The organism is Variovorax sp. LjRoot175, from assembly GCF_964253805.1.
GTDB lineage: Bacteria > Pseudomonadota > Gammaproteobacteria > Burkholderiales > Burkholderiaceae_C > Variovorax.
Genome location: NZ_CAXURY020000002.1, coordinates 816601 through 831806 on the forward strand (window position 1 = coordinate 816601; position 15206 = coordinate 831806).

Consider the following 15206-nt stretch of genomic DNA (forward strand, 5'->3'; position numbering starts at 1 on the left):
CGTTCCCGAGCGCTCGCCAATTCGCCCCTCAACGCCAAAGCATGACCATCGAAGCTGACCTCAACATCGCCGAGATTCCCTACCAGTCGGGAGCCATCAGATTCCGCTATGCGAGGGTGATGTCACCCGACAAGACCCGATGGATTCGGCACGGCCTCTTCGTTGCGTACCATGAGAATGGCACGGTGGTTTCCGAAGGTCAGTACGTCGACGGCAAGGAGGATGGACTTTGACGTGTCACGAGCCGGAGAAGGACGATGCCTGAAAGCGGGAGGGACAACGTCGGAGCGCACGCCGCAATCTCATGCGCGACGCGCACCGCGAGGCGCACCCCACGCGAGACAGCTCCTCGAACTTGAGGATTGCAGGCGGCTACTACGCGCACCGCATCCAGTCCGCGACCTGAGGCGCAGGTGCCGCTTTGCACAACCGCCCGCGCGGAGCGTCCCGGCACGGTGGCGATGCCCAACTGCGAGCGCGTGTTCAATTTCTCGCGCGAGACGCTCGCTAGACCTTGAATTCTTTGTCAAGGACGAATATCTTGACGGTCTCTCTCTTGACGCCATCGAAGGCCATGGCTTCCGCCGTCGCGGGGGAATCCATGCCCTTCATGAACGCGTCCAAGTCATCGGGCTCGGCGCACACCGCGACTTGATTGCCTGCGATGGTCGCGAAACTAATTGGCTTGGTTACGGTTTGGCTCCTGAAGAGCGCACCGTGGGTTCGGAAGCCCTTCTCCCACTTGTCGGGGTCTTCAATCTGCGCTGTGACTACTACCTTGGGCATGTCGTCTCTCCTTTGAGCGGGAACCCGCTCAGATTGGAACTTTGAAAGCCTGATTGCTACGCGCCCAGGTTGCCGGTTCTTGGCACACCAGTCGACGAGTTCATGTGCGTCTCATTGGTGGTTTCAGGCCAGGGCGAGGTGGGTGGCCTTGGCCATTTAACGGCCGCGATGTCGAATTAGTCAATTGGTATTACGTTTTGACGTTCATGGATGCTCGCAGGGCTTGACGCAAGCGCGGCAGGTCCCGGTCTCGCCTTGAATCACGTTCTGAAAGAGGCTTCGATGGACCGGACCGAGAACCTGACGACGTGTGACATGCCGGACTTGCCCTTGGCCGAGCCGCTTGCGCAAACGATTTCAACGTTCATTGGAATCAGGTAGACGCGTACTTCATCCGAGGCGAGACTCCACCTCTGCTGGGGCACTTCTCGGAAAGGCAGAGTTCGGCCAGGAGCCGCCATTCGGAATCGGGAGAAAAGCCGCCCTTACCGGACGTTTGGAGCAACGCCGAGCCGCTTGATGCAATCATGAAGTGTTGGTCCCTCTTGGCAATCATGTGGCTCTCCGAAATGCCCGGTTACATCTCAGACGACCCATATGCAGCGGAGAGCTCCCGTTCGATCCAGCATGTGGAGGGCATCCAAGTGGCAGATCAGTAAGGTATTCCTACAATGCAAATACCCTGGCAGGGCATCCAAGGCTTTTCCGGCGCGATTGCAGTGGGTGGCCTCGCCCTCACCAGTCTTCTGTTGCTTGCGGGCGTCTTCGCAACCAATCTTTTTCTTGCAATAGAGTTCGTTTCTAAATCCACGGCTTGGGCGATCGTTGTGGCGTTGCCCATCGCATCACTGGCTTATGTTGTAGGGCTACTAACCAACGCGGCTGCCGAAGCCATCTTTGTACGCTTGGGCTGGCTCCAGCGGAACACTTTAATCGACGAACTCCTCCAAATACGCGAAAAAGGCGAATTCTTAATTGGGCGCTTTCTTCAGCTGCGCCAAGAAGGAGAAATACTTGCAGGCGGATCTCTCGCCCTGGGGATTCTCGCCATGGCCTGCGCCTTCGCTTCTTACCCTATAGAAGGATGGCGCCGCACCTTAATCAGCGCCACCTTCATGTGCGTGATGCTATGCATCGGCAGCAGCTCATTGTCGATATCCCGCTTCCGATCGGCCAATGCTTTGGCAAATGCCTGCCCAAATTCGAAGGAGCCAAAATGTCCAGCTACGAGCACTGCGTCGCCGCCCTCCTGATTGCGCTCGTGCAAGGTGCCGCTGCTGAAAGCGGAGCATGCATGAGCGACATGCAATGCAAAGGTGAACAAATCTGTGTTAGGGCCACCTGCTCCATACCGCAAGTCTCTGAGATGATGCCGGCAGGGTCCAGCGGTAGGGGTACGAGGTTCATATCCCGATACGTAATAAAGACAACGCGAGCCGACTGCGTCATGCGAGGAGGAGAACACGAAGCGGGCGAAGCGACGGAGGTCACTAGATGCATGCTTCCGAGTAGCGCAAAGAAGCCCGTTGGCGCCGAAGGAGCGGGTCGTTAGGGGACTTGACTCGGCCATTACCCGTCGGTCGATGGCAGTGCCGAATAGCGGCCGCTCAGCGCCGCTCCCGACCCGGAAGCGACATCCGCTGTCCTGATTACGTCGCCTCAAAGCTGCCGGTCGAACCCGCACGCAGGCACGCCCGTTAGAGGCATTCATGGTGGGTCGCGCCGTCATCGCGACTGCCGGCGCCCTACATGGCCGGCGCAGACGATGCGCCAGCGAATCTACGTGAATCCGGGCATGAGCTTGGTAGTCGTCGTAGCCTCGGACTCCGCTCAGGGGCGCAGCAGGCGTCAAAGCCAGGCTGATATGGGTCATCAGCGACATTGTTTTCGCGTAGTCAAAAGGTGAGCGCTACTCGGATGCGTGTCGGCGCCGTTCACGCTCACACCCAGAAGACCGGTCGGCCCGCCTGCGACGATCTGTGCCATCGGCTCGGGTGTTGCCACTGGTTGGAGCACCAATGGCTTCGACACTGCGAGCGCCGGCATCCCGATCAGCCCACCCGCCATCGCGACGAGGGTGTACCTGCGCCGGATCATGGGCGTAACACCCGTGTCAGCCGGACTTCGCAGAGCTTCTCGCGCGTTACCGCATCCGCATCATCGGTACTGGGCCGCCGTGATGAACTGGCCGAACGATTTGCACCAGACGATGACCGTGTTGTAGGCCGTCGGATCGGCGGATGCCGGCATCGGCACGATGAAGTTCTCGAAGGTCTTCACGTCGCCCACGCGCAGCATCTTCGCCTTCAACCGCAGGAAGTCGACCTCGGTCTGCACGAACTCCGGCGCCAGGTAGAGCTTGTAGTCGGGCCCGGGCGCGATCCTGCCTTGCAGTCACACCGCGCTGCGGCTCACCGCCACCGTGCCTTCACCCCAGTGCAGGGCATCGCTGTCTGCCAGGTCGCGCCTGAACCGGCCGGTGAACTGCGCTTGGGCGGCCAGTGCCGTGACCTCGGCCTGCGCGGGTGCGGACGGCGCCGTGAGGATGGGCAAGGCATAGATGCCCGCGCCGAAGCCCAAGGCGGCCACCACCGCGTGCGAAACGATGAGGAGAAGGATCCTCTTCACGATGGATGCGGACAACGCGCGCGGACGAGGCTACACCGCACCCGCGTACTCGCCACGGGCCGGGTAGTCCTTCGCCAGCGCGAAGTCGATTGCCGCCAGCAGCTCGTCGAAATGCGGCCGCGCGAACGGCATGGTCTGCACGGCGCCGTAGTAGAGCGTGCCGTCCGGGCGAACGATGAAGACACCGGGCTCGGAGAACAGCGCCGGCTCCTCGATGCCGATCGACGTGACGCCGCGCGAGGTGCTGACGTACAGGCCCCACGCGCGCGCGTTCGCCAAGCCGAGGTCGTACCCCATGCGCAGGTCGGGTGCCTTCAGCTTGTCGGCCATCGCCTGCGCGCGTTCGCGGCTGTCGCTGGACAGGGCGATGACCTTCACGCCGCGCTTTTCGAACTCGGGTTGCAGCCGGCCTAACTCCAGCAGGTACTTCAGGCAGATCGGGCAATGCAGGCCGCGGTAGAACACGACCAAGGTGAAGTTCGGCGCAGCGTCCTCGACCAGCTTGAAGTTGCCATGGGCGAGCGTGGGCACGTGCAGCGTGGGTACGGGTTGGCGGGGCATCAGCATGACGGGTCTCCTTGGAATGGAATGAGTCGCAGTCTACGGGCTTGGGTGAGACTTTTGGACGCTGTTCGTCTCAATTGATATACGATACGTCTCATGTCGGACCGTCTTTCCGCCTTGCTGCAGCGCTTCGAGCTGAGCGCCCGTGTCTTTCACAGTGGTGCGCTGTGCGGCGTGAGCGGCTTCGACGCCGAGCACGGCGTGGGCCATCTGCACCTGCTGCGACACGGCACCCTTGGCGTCACCGATGTCCACGGGCAGCGCACGGTGCTCGACGAGCCGAGCGTGCTGTTCTTCGCCCGGCCAGCGGCACACCGTCTGGACGCCGATCCGGTGCAAGGCGCCGAGTTGGTGTGCGCCTCGGTCGAGTTCGGTGTCGGTGACGAGAACCCCTTGCTGCGTGCCCTGCCCGCCCGGCTGCTCGTGCCGCTGGCTCGTCTGCCCGGGCTGGACCTCACGCAACAGCTGTTGTTCGGCGAGGCCTTCCGCCAACGCTGCGGCCACGACGCCGTGGTGAACCGCCTGACCGAGGTGCTGGTGATCCAGGTGTTGCGCCATGCCATCGAGCAGCGCCTGGTCGACGGCGGACTGATGGCGGGCCTGGCCGACCCGCGGCTGCACAAGGCGCTCAGCGCCGTGCACGCCGAGCCCGCGCGCGCCTGGACGCTGGAATCAATGGCTGCCGAGGCCGGCATGTCGCGTGCGCGTTTTGCGGCGCACTTCGCGCGGCTCGTCGGTGTGCCGCCGGGTGAATACCTCACCGGGTGGCGTCTCGGGCTGGCGCGCACCATGCTGCGCCGGGGGCTGCCGGTGAAACAGGTGGCCGTGGAAGTGGGCTACGCCAACGCCAGCGCGCTGGGGCGCGTCTTCTCGCAGTGCTTGGGGCAAAGCCCGACCGCCTGGCAGCAACGCGATGGCGCGGCGCGGGCCTGAACCGCGCCGCCCTACTTGCACCGAGGACACCGCATGAACATCCAGGCCCTGGCCTTCGACACCGGCGGCACCGTGCTCGACTGGCACGCCGGGCTCGTGAATGCGTTCCATCGTGTCGGCGCCCGCCATGGCATCACCGCAGACTGGCACGCGCCGGTCAACGATTGGCGGCGGCGCACCATGAAGGGCATCGTCGGCCAGGTGCGACCTGACTTCCACATGGACGACGTGCATCGGCGCGTCCTCGACGACACGCTGGCCCAATTCGGCTTCGACCGCTTCACCGCCGCGGACCGCCTCGAACTCTGGCGCGCCTGGCACGAACTCGACGCCTGGCCCGACTTCCCGGCCGCGCTGGCGGCGCTCAGGGCGGCGCTGCCAGTGGTGTCCTTCACCATGCTGCCGGTTTCGCTGGTGGTCGATGTCTCGCGGCGCAACGGCATCGTCTGGGACGCGATCATTTCCTGCGAAATGATCGGTGTGTACAAGCCGCACGCCGAGGCCTATCGGACGGCGGCGCGCTGGATGAACCTCGAGCCCGCGCAGATCCTGATGGTGGCCTGCCACAACTTCGACCTGAACGCCGCCCACCAGGCCGGCATGCGGACGGCCTTCGTGCGCCGGCCCGAGGAATGGGGCCCCGAGGGTCCGCCCGACCCGCTGCCGAACATGGCGTACGACTTCATCATCGATGGCTTCGACGACCTGCGTCGAGCCGTGCTCGCGCCATCGCCAGATCGATGAGGTTGCAGGTCACGGCACGGTGCCCTCTCCGGAAAGCACTGCCCCGCGCGATGGTGCCCTGCTCAACGTAGGCGAGGGAAAGGGCTGTCGCAAATGCGAAGAGTGCAAGCGCCGATAACCAACGCCGATCCAAGAAGCGAGTTGCCAGCGAACGCCGTCACGGCCAGCACTATCCTCGTTAGCCCATCTTTCTCAACTCAACCCCGATTTCGACGATTTTGGGGGTGTTGAGCGACGCAAGTGCTTGATGCGTATAGGGGTGACGCGGCAAAACGCTTGTGGTGGAGACCTTGGTCCTTGGCGTGCGGGCGAGCGGTTCCTAAACTGCGGCGCATGTTTCTGCGCTGCAACCGACGCCTGAAGGACGGCAAGACGCACGATTACTGGAGCGTGGTGGAGAACCGCCGACTGGCCGATGGTCGTGTGGTGCAAAGGCAGGTGCTCTACCTGGGCGAGATCAACGCGAGCCAGCGCGAAGCCTGGCGCAAGACCATCGAAGTGCACGACGAGGGAACCAGGCGCCAAGTGGCGCTGTTCCCGGCCGGCTCGATGCCCGCCGATGACGCGAATGCGGTGGGTATCCGTCTGGACGAACTGCGCCTCGAACGCCCGCGCCAGTGGGGCGCGTGCTGGCTGTCATGCGTGTTGTGGCAGCAACTCGAACTCGACGCCTTCTGGAGCGCTCGGCTGCCGCCCTCGCGCGAAGGCACCCCGTGGCTGCAGGTGCTGCAAACGCTGGTGGCCTACCGGCTGATCGATCCTGGCAGTGAATGGCGCTTGCACCGTCACTGGTTCGACGCCAGCGCGATGGCCGATCTGCTGCACGCCGACTTCGCGTTGGCCGAGAAGAACACGCTGTACCGTTGCCTGGACAAGCTCACAGCGCACAAGGACGAACTGTTCAAGTTCCTGTGCCGGCGCTGGGGCGAGCTGTTCGGCGCGAAGTTCGACGTGCTGCTGTACGACCTGACCAGCACCTACTTCGAGAGCGATGCGCAGCGCAGCGAGCACGACAAGCGCCAGTACGGCTACAGCCGCGACAAGCGAGGCGACTGCCGCCAGGTGGTGATCGCGCTGATCGTCACCCCTGAAGGCTTCCCGCTGAGCTACGAGGTGCTCTCGGGCAACACGGCCGACTCAACGACGCTTGGCGACTTCCTCGATCGCATCGAGCAGCGCTACGGCCGAGCCAACCGGATCTGGGTGATGGACCGCGGCGTGCCCACCGAAGACAGCCTGGCACAGATGCGCCGCATGGGAGCGTCGTATCTCGTGGGCACCCCCAAGGGGCGGCTGAGCAAGCTCGAGCAAGGCTTCCTCGCACAGCCGTGGCAGCGCGTGCGCGAAGGCGTCGATGTCAAGCGCCTGGCCGGTGACGAAGACACCTACGTGCTGGCGCAAAGTGCAGCACGCATCGACAAGGAGCGTGCGATGCGGCAACGCCGCCTGCGCCGCTACGTGCAGCGCCTGCAGGCCTTGCAGGGCCAGGCGCTCACGCGCGATCAACTGCTCATGAAGCTCGGCGCAGCCAAGCACGACGCCGGGCGCGCCGCCCATCTGGTCACGGTTCAGCTGCCCGAGGCCAGCAGCAGTTCCAAGACAGCATCCTTCGAGTTCGAACTCGATCGCGCCCGGCTGCGCCAGGTGCGCCGCCGTGAAGGGCGCTATCTGCTGCGCACCAACCTCGCAGCGCACGATCCCGCGCAGCTGTGGACGTTCTACATCCAGCTCACCGAGGTCGAGCAGGCGTTCAAGGAGCTCAAGCACGACCTGGCCGTACGCCCGATCTACCACTCCAGCGAGAAGCGCATCGAGGCCCACATCTTCGTGGCCTTCCTCGCCTACTGCCTGCAGGTCACCTTGAAGGCCCAACTCAAGCGCCTGGCGCACGGCATCACGCCTGCGGAGGTCATCGCCAAGTTCAAGACCATGCAGATGGTGGACGTGCACCTGCCCACCACCGACGGCAGAGAGCTCGTGCTGTCGCGATATACCCAGCCCGAGGCCGATCACCGCATGCTGCTGGACCTGCTGCGGCTGAAGCTGCCCGATCAACCCCCGCCGAAGATCACTGCCAAACACGCCCGCATCACTGCCCAACCCATCCCGCTGTAGTGGAGACCTTCGAGCTCGTGCTGAATCAAATCAAGCACTTAGCCGGCTTCGCACCTGCCAGTTGAGAAAGACGGGTTAGCAGCCTGAAGGCGGCCTTCATGATCACACACGCTGGCTCTCGGAGCCTTAATTTTTCCCGACCATCGACGCGCGTGAAATTGCATCAGCGCGCAACAACGGCCTCGGCCACACCCGCCAGCACCTTGCGCAAGTTCTCGACGACCGGACATGACACAGCCCCGTGGCGCTGCGCCAAGTACGCAGGATCGTTGTAACCCAGCCAGACTTGCGAGGACTCGTCCTGCCAGACCAGCGCCTTCAGCGGTAAATCGATGCCAGTGGTCTGCGCGCATTACATCAAGGGGGTGCCCCCTTGGGGATTGCCGAAGATGAGAAGCTCAGTCGGGCGAAGCGTCTTGCCGACTTTCGCCGCACCTGCCGCGTGGTCGATGCGCGCGAGGACGTTGAGGTCGCGCTTCTTCACTACCTCTTCGAGCCGATTCATGGTTTCTGTGACGCTGTAGGGGCTCTTGAGCATCATCAAGCCGTCCGCCGCAGCGCTGAGAGGACCATAGGCGAGGAGTGCAAGCATGGCGATGCAACGCAGGATGTTCATGGCGGTGTCCGGTGGGGGGGGAATGAGCTACGTAGCACACATCGCGGCACCGAAGATCAACCTCGGCGAATGAGGTCAGGCGCGCGGATTCCTGGCATTGGGTCGGCGTGTCGCTGGTCATTTGAGAATCGGGTCAAACTGCCGGCCGATCTTCTGCCACAGCCAATGGTCGAGCGACAAGGCTCCAGGCCCTCGGCACAGCAGAACCAGCAACATGGCGGCCCACTGGATGTGCGTCGGCCAGGCCTGGGGATAGACGAAAATCTCGATGACCGCGGTCATGCCCAGCAGCACGGCGGCGGCGGGCCGGGTCAACAACCCCAACACGAGCAGCACCGGTGCACTCAATTCGATGCCAGCTGCCATGTACGCTGCAAGTTCCGGCGGCAGCAGTGGCAAGCGGTATTCGTCCGCGAACAGCGCGACGGCCGTATCCCAGTTCGCGAGCTTGGTCATCCCGGAGTTCCAGAACACGGTCGCCACCGCGAGCCGCAGCGGGACGGCGAGGACGGTGTAGGGTATCGCCTCGAGCCAGCGTCGCAGGCGTGCGGAAAGATGGATCACGGCGGTTCTCCCCTCCCGCAACGCTAGTCCGCCTCGCTGGCGAGCCGGAACGCGACAAGGCGCCCCGCGCTCAGGTGCTGCGCGAGAAGCGCGGGCGCGTCGGCGCCCGCTGCCGACGCGAGCGCGGCCCCGATGGGCCGGCCGTCGAACAGTGCGGCTGTAAAACGCCACGCGCACTCGTCGAGGCGCACGACGTCGACACGGTCTGCCGTTCGCTGCACGATCAAGCACACCGGTCCGCTGCTGAGATCGATCGCGGCCATGGCCGCCTCGTCCTGCTGCAGCACGGCACGCCAGATGGTGTCGACCGGAAAGTCCGAGCGCAGCGTCGATACCGAAGGATGCGCCACGAAACACACCTGGTCGTGGTCGGCCGGCGCGACGGTCGCCAGTCGCTCCACCGTGAGCGGGTCGGCGTCGGGCGCATGCAGCGCACGGTTCACCGCCCATTCGAGGCGAGCCACGTCGGCCAGGTAGGCGAGCGACGCCGCGGGCTCGAAGCGCTGCAGGAAGTCCGGAAACTCGGCGCCGTAGGCGTTCAGATCGGCGCAGCGCGGTGTTTGATCGCGCCCGAAGATCTGCGCTGCGCCTTCGAAGAAATCGGCCCCGACCAGCCGATGCACGGCCGGAAACGACAGCTGCAATGCGTTGGCGAGCGTTGCGACGATGGTGTTGCGGTAGATGCTCAGCCGCTGCGCCGGCGCCAATCCCGCACCGGCGATCAGGTCCGCCGCATGGCCATCCTCGTCCTGCAGGAGGCTGCGCCGCATTGCTTGCTGAACCTCACGCAGCGACGGCATGCTGCGCCTCCTCGATCAGCGCGGCTGCGTGGGCCGCCTCGCCCAGCAGCACTTCCAACGCCGGCACGTTGGTGTCCCACTCGACCAGGGTCGGCACCGGGCCGAAGCGTGCAAGCGCCTGTGCATACAACGCCCACACCTCGGGCGCGACGCGCAAACCATGGTCGTCGATGCGCAAGGCCTGCCCGCCTTCGATCTGCTTGAGCGTGTGGCCGGCGAGATGAATCTCGCCGATGGCATCAGCGGACAGTGCGGCCAGGTAGGTCGAGGCGTCCCAGCCGTGGTTGCACGCGCTGACGTAGATGTTGTTGACGTCGCACAGAATTCCGCAGCCGGTGCGTTGCGCCACAGCCGCGATGAAGTCCCACTCGGGAATCGTCGAGTGCTTGAAGCGCAGGTAGGAGGACGGGTTCTCGATCAGGATCTGGCGCTGCAGGAAGGCCTGCGTCTGGTCGACATGACGGCAGACCTGGTCGAGTGCTTCGTCAGTCATTGGCAGCGGCAACAGGTCGGCCAGGTAGGTGCCGCCGACGATGCTCCACGACAGGTGCTCGGACACGAGGCCCGGCTCGATCCGGCGCACGACGTCCCGAATGCGTTCGAGGTGCGCGGCGTGCAGCCCGTCCGCGCTGCCAAGGGACAGGCCGACGCCGTGCAGGGACACCGGATAGTCGCACCGGATCGCCTCGAGTGTCCGGATCGCAGGGCCGCCGCCCATGTAGTTCTCGGTGTGCGCCTCCAGCCACGCAACATCGGGCCGTGTGTCGAGCATGGCCTCGTGGTGTTGGAAGCGCAGCCCGATCCCGGCGGCGGCCGGCACCGCGGCGCGTTCGTCACGCATGGCCGCCACCGCGCGCTCAGCTTGACTTCACGCTGCCGCCCTGAATCTTGCTGCAGTCGCCCGCTGGCAGCAGCACGAAGGACTTGGTGTCGCGTGCCTTCGTGGACTGGCCGGCACAGGAGTGCGCGCCCTCGGCGCAGTCGTTCTTGGCGACGGCGTTGATGCCGTAGCACTTTTCCAGTTTGTTCTTCTCCATGCGTGCCATGTTGTCCTTGACTGCCTGCGGCGCCTTGCTCATATCCATGCCTTGCGCCTGGGCAGCCATTCCCGATGCGGCCAACACAAGTCCGAGCGCGGTAGACAGCGCGGAACCTGCGAACACTTGATGAGTCATGGTTTCACCTCTCGCGTTAAGGCCTCGGACCGAGACCGACAACCGATAGTTCGCTCGATGGCGGGGAAAGGTTACGTGCCGCGAGACAAAAATAGTCGCCCCGGTGAGCCGCGTTGCGGGCTATCGTGCGTTGCGTGAGCAGCAACCGTGATCGAATCCCTGCGCTGAGCCTCGTCCCCCCTGCCGAGTCGTCGACCGAGGCGACCCAGGCCCAGGAGGTACGAGCGACCGGGGCGCCCGTCGTGGTGCGCGAGTTCGACTGGTCCATCCTGATGGCGCGTGCCCAGGCGGGCGAGCGAGAGGCCTATCGACGCCTGCTCGACGAGATCACGCCGTATGTGCGCTCGCTGGCAGTGAAGTCGCATCGCGATCCGAGCGACATCGAAGACACAGTGCAAGATGTCCTGCTCACCGTACACGCCATCCGTCATACCTATGATCCGGCACGTCCCTTCGGCCCATGGCTGGTGGCGATTGCGCATCGGCGCATCATCGACAGGTTGCGCCGCCAAGGCCGCGCGACGCAGCACGAAACGCCGCTGGCCCCCGAACATGAAACCTTGGCGGCCGCCGAAGCGAACTACCCTGAGACGAGCGTCGATCTGGTGGCGGTGCGAGAGGCGGTCGAGCGCTTGCCGCCGGGGCAACGCGAGGCGATCAAGCTGATGAAACTGCAGGAGATGTCGCTGCGCCAGGCCGCCACGGTCAGCGGGATGTCGATCGCCGCCTTGAAGGTGGCAACTCACCGCGGGCTCAAGAACCTTCGCAAGCTATTCAACGCACCTGGCGGCGGATCATGATCAAGACGAGCCATCTCATCGAAGCGCTGGTGGCCGATGCGCGGCCGGTGCGCCGCCTGCGGCCGCCGGTGCTGCGGGCGGCGCTGTGGCTGCTGCTGGCGGCGCTGATCTTCGGGTTGCTGGCGGTGGGTCACGGCGTGCGCCCCGACCTTGCGCAGCGATTGGAGCAGCCGGACTTCATCGTCGGCACCGCTGCCGCGCTGCTGACCGGCGTGCTGGCGGCCGTCGCATCGTTCATGCTGAACCTGCCCGACCGATCGCGCGGCTGGGCCCTGCTGCCGGTGCCGGCGCTGCTCGTGTGGATGGCCACCCTCGGCTATGGATGCCTGGTGAACTGGGTCAGTATCGGCCCCTATGGCGTTCAGGTCGGCGAGACGGCGCGATGTTTCGCCACCGTGCTGATGACCAGTCTGCCGCTGTCGCTGGCCATGCTCGCCATGCTGCGCCACGGGGCGGTGCTGTCGGCGAGCACGGTCTCGCTGACAGGAAGCCTGGCCGTGGCCGCGATCACCGCCACGGCGATGTCGATTTTCCACAGCCTCGACGCGAGCGTGATGATCCTGGTCTGGAATCTGGGCACCGCGGTGCTCATCGTCGCGCTGGGCCGCTGGCTCGGTCCCCGGCTGGCTGCCGCCGGACGCTGAACCGGCGCCTGTGAATGGCGATCCAGCAACAACGCAGGTGCTGCGGGTGGGTCGGCCTGGCACTGGTTTTCCGTGCCGCGAACAGGCCGTCACTACCTTGATCGTGCGCAGGCGCGATCAATTGGCAATGACGCTGACCGACGGCAGCGCCATCGCAGCCGCCGCGCTGCCGCGTGCGCTGTCCGGAGCAGCAACGGCCATGTCGTGACGACCGTCAAGTTGGCGAAGCGCACGCCACAGGGCCCGCGCGCGCGCCATCCCGACAACATGGCCTCTGTGCCTGGATCGGTGGGCACTTCACTGAACCGAAGGAGCAGAACACGCAGCAATCGCCGGGCTTCGGGCGCAGCAGTTTCTTGCAGTGCTCGCACTCATAGAAGAACTGGCACGCGTCGACGGGCATGTGCTCGCGTTTCGCATGGCCGCAGTGCGGGCAGGTCAGCACCGCATCGAGAACCACGGCGCTGTTCGTGCTCCGTCTTTGCGTCATGGGCGCACGTGCCGGGTCTCGCAGCCGTCCGGGCTGCAGCGCTTCGCCGGCGACAAGAGATCCCACAGCGAGACGCCGACCATGAAGGCCAACCCCGTGTACAGCAGCCTGGCAGTCCACCACTGGCCGAAGAACAGCAGCATGGCCGCGAGCACCATGGCCGGGCCGATCATGCCCAGCGCGCTGCGGTGCCACTGGCGATGACGCAGCCAGCCGAGAGCGTTGGCGACCAGTGCGACTGCCGCGAAAAGCGGGAGCAGCGTGGTGATGAACAGGCCCTCGTATCCGGCCAGGAATCCCAGGCCCATGGCCGCGCCGAGGCTCGCGAGCGCCGGAAAGCAAGCCGGGCACGAAGCCGCGGAGACGATGCTGCCGAGGGCACCCGCCTTGTCGGCCGCGCGCATGATCCATTCCATCGATTGATTCCTCGTCGCTTCTACCGATTCACAATACTCCCGTACTCAAGTACGGAGTCAAGCGGTATGGACGAGCAGATCGATACGCTGAGAATTGGCGCCTTCGCCGAGACCGCCGGCGTCAATGTGGAGACCATCCGGTACTACCAGCGCAAGGGGCTGCTGCCGCAGCCGGAGAAGCCATACGGCGGCGCCCAGCCTACCCTACCAGCCAATAGAAGTGGAAAGTGGGACCCCGCCCTGCTGGATATGCCGTCGACAGAAGCAATACACAAGCTGCTGCGCTCTACCCCACGGCGTGGTGTGCACCTCCGTGCTGCTTTCGACAAGCTCGAAGGGGGCACCGAACCGCCTGTGGAGTTCGTCCGGCACATACCTGGAAACCGGCAAGCCGCTGCACTTCTCCGCCCATCAGGGCCGAACGCGCCGACGACGGCAACGCCACCGAGCTTGAGTGCATGAAGGACCTGGGCGACGTAGCGCTCGCGCTGGTCGTCGGTTGTGAGGAAGTGGAAAACGACGGTCGCGCCAGACAGCACATCGGCTTCCCTACCAGCTCACCTCCCAGGCTCGGGCCCCGAGCCGTTGCCTGGCGACTTCAAGCGCAGTTGTCGAGACATCGAGCACCGTCACCTTGCGATAGCCATCGGCCAGCAGGTCGTCGACCAAGGTCGACTCGCCACCGCCCCACGTCGATGATGGAGCATCCTTGTGGGGTGCCGCTTTCTCCACGTATCGCAGGGCCTGCAGGAGGTGCGGCGCAGACCAGCCGAGCGACTCAGGGGATTTCGCCCGGTAGACCGACCCCAATACGTCCTTGTGCTCATGACCTCGTCCTCGGAAAGAAGCCGCTCGGCCTGCTGCAGCCTGCCGATCACCGCGCGCTGAACGCGACATCACGAACATCGCCGTGCGTGTCGGCTGTCGGGTGCAGCCCGGCCGCGTCGCCCTGTTTGCCGGCGTTGAGCTCGGTCGATATACTGAATCGCAGTGGAGATGGCATTCCTCCCAAACTGCCCGCTAGGGCTGATGATGCCTACCAGGGCCCGGACGGGCCGGTAGGCATGTGGCGCGCGAAGCGCTGCCTCTTGCCTGGCCGCTTGCTCCGGTTCGTTCAACGAAGGAGCGACATGAGCGGCTTTTCTTTTCTTGCAGTCTTCGGCGGTGCCGGTTGCGGTGCCTTGCTGCGCTGGTGGCTGGGTGGCTGGCTGAACCCGGTGTTCCCCACGATTCCCTTGGGCACACTGGCCGCCAACCTCATCGGCGGCCTGCTGGTCGGCGTCGCCAGCGCCTTCTTCACTCACAACGGCGGCCTGGCACCCGAGTGGCGGCTGCTGATCATTACCGGCTTCATGGGCGGCCTGACGACCTTCTCGACCTTCTCGGTCGAGGTCGTGACATTGATCGGCCGGCATGAGCACTGGTGGGCGTTGGGCGCGGCGAGCGTGCACCTCGTCGGCTCGCTGGTTCTCACCGGGATCGGCATCCTGATCGCCAACGCGCTGTTCGTCAGAGCCTGACGGAGACCACCATGGAACACGCCGCCTGCCCCTTCTGCAACGACAGCGAGGCCGTGCTCGCCAACGAGTTGGCGGTCGCGCGCTGGGACGTGTTTCCGGTGACGCCGGGGCACCTCCTCATCGTCACCCGGCGCCATGTCGCGGACTTCTTCGAGACCACCTCCGACGAACGGCAGGCGTTGTTTGCGTTGCTGCAGCATGCGAAGGATCTGCTGCTGCGCGAGCACCAGCCCGATGGCTTCAACGTCGGCATCAACGTCGGCGAAGTGGCCGGGCAGACCATCCCGCACGTGCACATTCACCTGATGCCGCGCTACCGCGGCGACACGCCGCAGCCGCGAGGCGGCGTACGCGGCGTCATCCCTCACAAGCAGTCCTATTGAACCGAGTCAGTCGAGCCGAAGGAGTCCA

General features: G+C 64.8%; 22 protein-coding genes, 1 pseudogene and 1 riboswitch. Of the genes and pseudogenes, 11 read left to right on the top strand and 12 right to left on the bottom strand.

All coding sequences use genetic code 11. From position 1 onward, the window contains the following. Positions 1–41 precede the first annotated feature (41 nt). Positions 42–233 carry a hypothetical protein gene (locus tag ACSQ89_RS33895; protein ID WP_436296900.1) on the top strand — a complete coding sequence of 64 codons (192 nt, stop codon included), beginning with the start codon at positions 42–44 and terminating at the stop codon, positions 231–233. A gap of 274 nt (positions 234–507) precedes the next feature. Here the strand turns inward: ACSQ89_RS33895 and ACSQ89_RS33900 are convergent, their stop codons facing one another. Continuing rightward, complete coding sequence (locus ACSQ89_RS33900) at positions 508–786, bottom strand: hypothetical protein (protein ID WP_436293019.1); 279 nt, start codon at positions 784–786, stop codon at positions 508–510. A 671-nt stretch (positions 787–1457) separates the two neighbouring features. Here ACSQ89_RS33900 and ACSQ89_RS33905 point away from each other — a divergent pair. Continuing rightward, positions 1458–2039, top strand: coding sequence for a hypothetical protein (locus tag ACSQ89_RS33905; RefSeq protein ID WP_436293020.1), 582 nt, complete (start codon positions 1458–1460; stop codon positions 2037–2039). Between the two features lie 904 nt (positions 2040–2943). On the opposite strand, the gene ACSQ89_RS33910 is transcribed toward ACSQ89_RS33905, so the two are convergent. Genes ACSQ89_RS33910 through ACSQ89_RS33920 form a run of 3 tightly spaced genes read right to left on the bottom strand, consistent with a single transcriptional unit; the run spans position 2944 to position 3981 of the window. Next, entirely contained in the window at positions 2944–3180 is a 237-nt protein-coding gene (locus ACSQ89_RS33910; RefSeq protein WP_436293031.1) for a DM13 domain-containing protein, read from the bottom strand. Beyond that, entirely contained in the window at positions 3181–3414 is a 234-nt protein-coding gene (locus ACSQ89_RS33915) for a hypothetical protein (protein ID WP_436293021.1), read from the bottom strand. Between the two features lie 30 nt (positions 3415–3444). Further along, entirely contained in the window at positions 3445–3981 is a 537-nt protein-coding gene (locus tag ACSQ89_RS33920) for a peroxiredoxin-like family protein (RefSeq protein ID WP_436293022.1), read from the bottom strand. Between the two features lie 93 nt (positions 3982–4074). On the opposite strand from ACSQ89_RS33920, the gene ACSQ89_RS33925 reads away from it, so the two are divergent. The 3 genes from ACSQ89_RS33925 (at position 4075) to ACSQ89_RS33935 (ending at position 7770) form a co-directional block, all read left to right on the top strand. Continuing rightward, positions 4075–4911, top strand: coding sequence for a cupin domain-containing protein (locus ACSQ89_RS33925; RefSeq protein WP_436293023.1), 837 nt, complete (start codon positions 4075–4077; stop codon positions 4909–4911). Positions 4912–4944: 33 nt separating this feature from the next. After that, the gene (locus ACSQ89_RS33930; protein ID WP_436293024.1) at positions 4945–5655 is read left to right on the top strand and encodes a haloacid dehalogenase type II; all 711 of its coding nucleotides are present in this window, start codon (positions 4945–4947) and stop codon (positions 5653–5655) included. 333 nt (positions 5656–5988) lie between these two features. Next, complete coding sequence (locus tag ACSQ89_RS33935; RefSeq protein WP_436296001.1) at positions 5989–7770, top strand: IS1634 family transposase; 1782 nt, start codon at positions 5989–5991, stop codon at positions 7768–7770. A 163-nt stretch (positions 7771–7933) separates the two neighbouring features. On the opposite strand, the pseudogene ACSQ89_RS33940 reads toward ACSQ89_RS33935, so the two are convergent. From ACSQ89_RS33940 to bufA1, 5 genes and pseudogenes are all read right to left on the bottom strand, one after another. Then, positions 7934–8386, bottom strand: a pseudogene (locus tag ACSQ89_RS33940) (DUF302 domain-containing protein). 117 nt (positions 8387–8503) lie between these two features. Next, complete coding sequence (locus ACSQ89_RS33945) at positions 8504–8950, bottom strand: DoxX family protein (protein WP_436295886.1); 447 nt, start codon at positions 8948–8950, stop codon at positions 8504–8506. 23 nt (positions 8951–8973) lie between these two features. Beyond that, positions 8974–9750: an HvfC/BufC family peptide modification chaperone gene (locus ACSQ89_RS33950; RefSeq protein ID WP_436295887.1), complete on the bottom strand. Its 777-nt coding sequence runs from the start codon at positions 9748–9750 to the stop codon at positions 8974–8976. Next, the gene (gene bufB, locus ACSQ89_RS33955) at positions 9734–10591 is read right to left on the bottom strand and encodes an MNIO family bufferin maturase (RefSeq protein ID WP_436296901.1); all 858 of its coding nucleotides are present in this window, start codon (positions 10589–10591) and stop codon (positions 9734–9736) included. The genes ACSQ89_RS33950 and bufB overlap by 17 nt, the downstream gene beginning before the upstream one ends. Positions 10592–10607: 16 nt before the next feature. Continuing rightward, a complete protein-coding gene (bufA1, locus tag ACSQ89_RS33960; protein WP_436295889.1) occupies positions 10608–10925 on the bottom strand; it encodes a BufA1 family periplasmic bufferin-type metallophore in 318 nt (105 codons plus the stop codon). A gap of 134 nt (positions 10926–11059) precedes the next feature. Here bufA1 and ACSQ89_RS33965 point away from each other — a divergent pair, with 134 nt between their 5' ends. From ACSQ89_RS33965 to ACSQ89_RS33975, 3 genes are read left to right on the top strand one after another with little or no spacing between them, the layout of a single operon-like run. Further along, entirely contained in the window at positions 11060–11725 is a 666-nt protein-coding gene (locus tag ACSQ89_RS33965; protein ID WP_436295890.1) for a sigma-70 family RNA polymerase sigma factor, read from the top strand. Continuing rightward, the gene (locus ACSQ89_RS33970) at positions 11722–12369 is read left to right on the top strand and encodes an NrsF family protein (protein WP_436296902.1); all 648 of its coding nucleotides are present in this window, start codon (positions 11722–11724) and stop codon (positions 12367–12369) included. Before ACSQ89_RS33965 ends, ACSQ89_RS33970 begins: the two co-directional genes overlap by 4 nt. Positions 12370–12379: 10 nt before the next feature. After that, on the top strand, positions 12380–12577 hold the full coding sequence (locus ACSQ89_RS33975) for a hypothetical protein (RefSeq protein ID WP_436295892.1): 198 nt from the start codon (positions 12380–12382) through the stop codon (positions 12575–12577). Between the two features lie 6 nt (positions 12578–12583). Here the strand turns inward: ACSQ89_RS33975 and ACSQ89_RS33980 are convergent, their stop codons facing one another. Both ACSQ89_RS33980 and merC read right to left on the bottom strand, forming a co-directional pair. After that, positions 12584–12859, bottom strand: coding sequence for a GDCCVxC domain-containing (seleno)protein (locus tag ACSQ89_RS33980; protein WP_436295893.1), 276 nt, complete (start codon positions 12857–12859; stop codon positions 12584–12586). Next, positions 12856–13275: an organomercurial transporter MerC gene (gene merC / locus ACSQ89_RS33985; RefSeq protein WP_436295894.1), complete on the bottom strand. Its 420-nt coding sequence runs from the start codon at positions 13273–13275 to the stop codon at positions 12856–12858. Before merC ends, ACSQ89_RS33980 begins: the two co-directional genes overlap by 4 nt. Positions 13276–13341: 66 nt before the next feature. Here merC and ACSQ89_RS33990 point away from each other — a divergent pair, with 66 nt between their 5' ends. Further along, the gene (locus ACSQ89_RS33990; protein ID WP_436295895.1) at positions 13342–13737 is read left to right on the top strand and encodes a MerR family DNA-binding transcriptional regulator; all 396 of its coding nucleotides are present in this window, start codon (positions 13342–13344) and stop codon (positions 13735–13737) included. Positions 13738–13824: 87 nt separating this feature from the next. Here the strand turns inward: ACSQ89_RS33990 and ACSQ89_RS33995 are convergent, their stop codons facing one another. Then, complete coding sequence (locus ACSQ89_RS33995; protein ID WP_436296903.1) at positions 13825–14181, bottom strand: hypothetical protein; 357 nt, start codon at positions 14179–14181, stop codon at positions 13825–13827. 77 nt (positions 14182–14258) lie between these two features. After that, positions 14259–14321: riboswitch (Fluoride riboswitch) on the top strand. A gap of 84 nt (positions 14322–14405) precedes the next feature. Here ACSQ89_RS33995 and crcB point away from each other — a divergent pair. Together crcB and ACSQ89_RS34005 are read left to right on the top strand one after the other, a co-directional pair. Then, positions 14406–14795, top strand: coding sequence for a fluoride efflux transporter CrcB (gene crcB / locus ACSQ89_RS34000; protein WP_436295896.1), 390 nt, complete (start codon positions 14406–14408; stop codon positions 14793–14795). A gap of 11 nt (positions 14796–14806) precedes the next feature. Beyond that, on the top strand, positions 14807–15178 hold the full coding sequence (locus ACSQ89_RS34005; RefSeq protein ID WP_436295897.1) for an HIT family protein: 372 nt from the start codon (positions 14807–14809) through the stop codon (positions 15176–15178). The last annotated feature ends 28 nt before the right edge of the window (positions 15179–15206 follow it).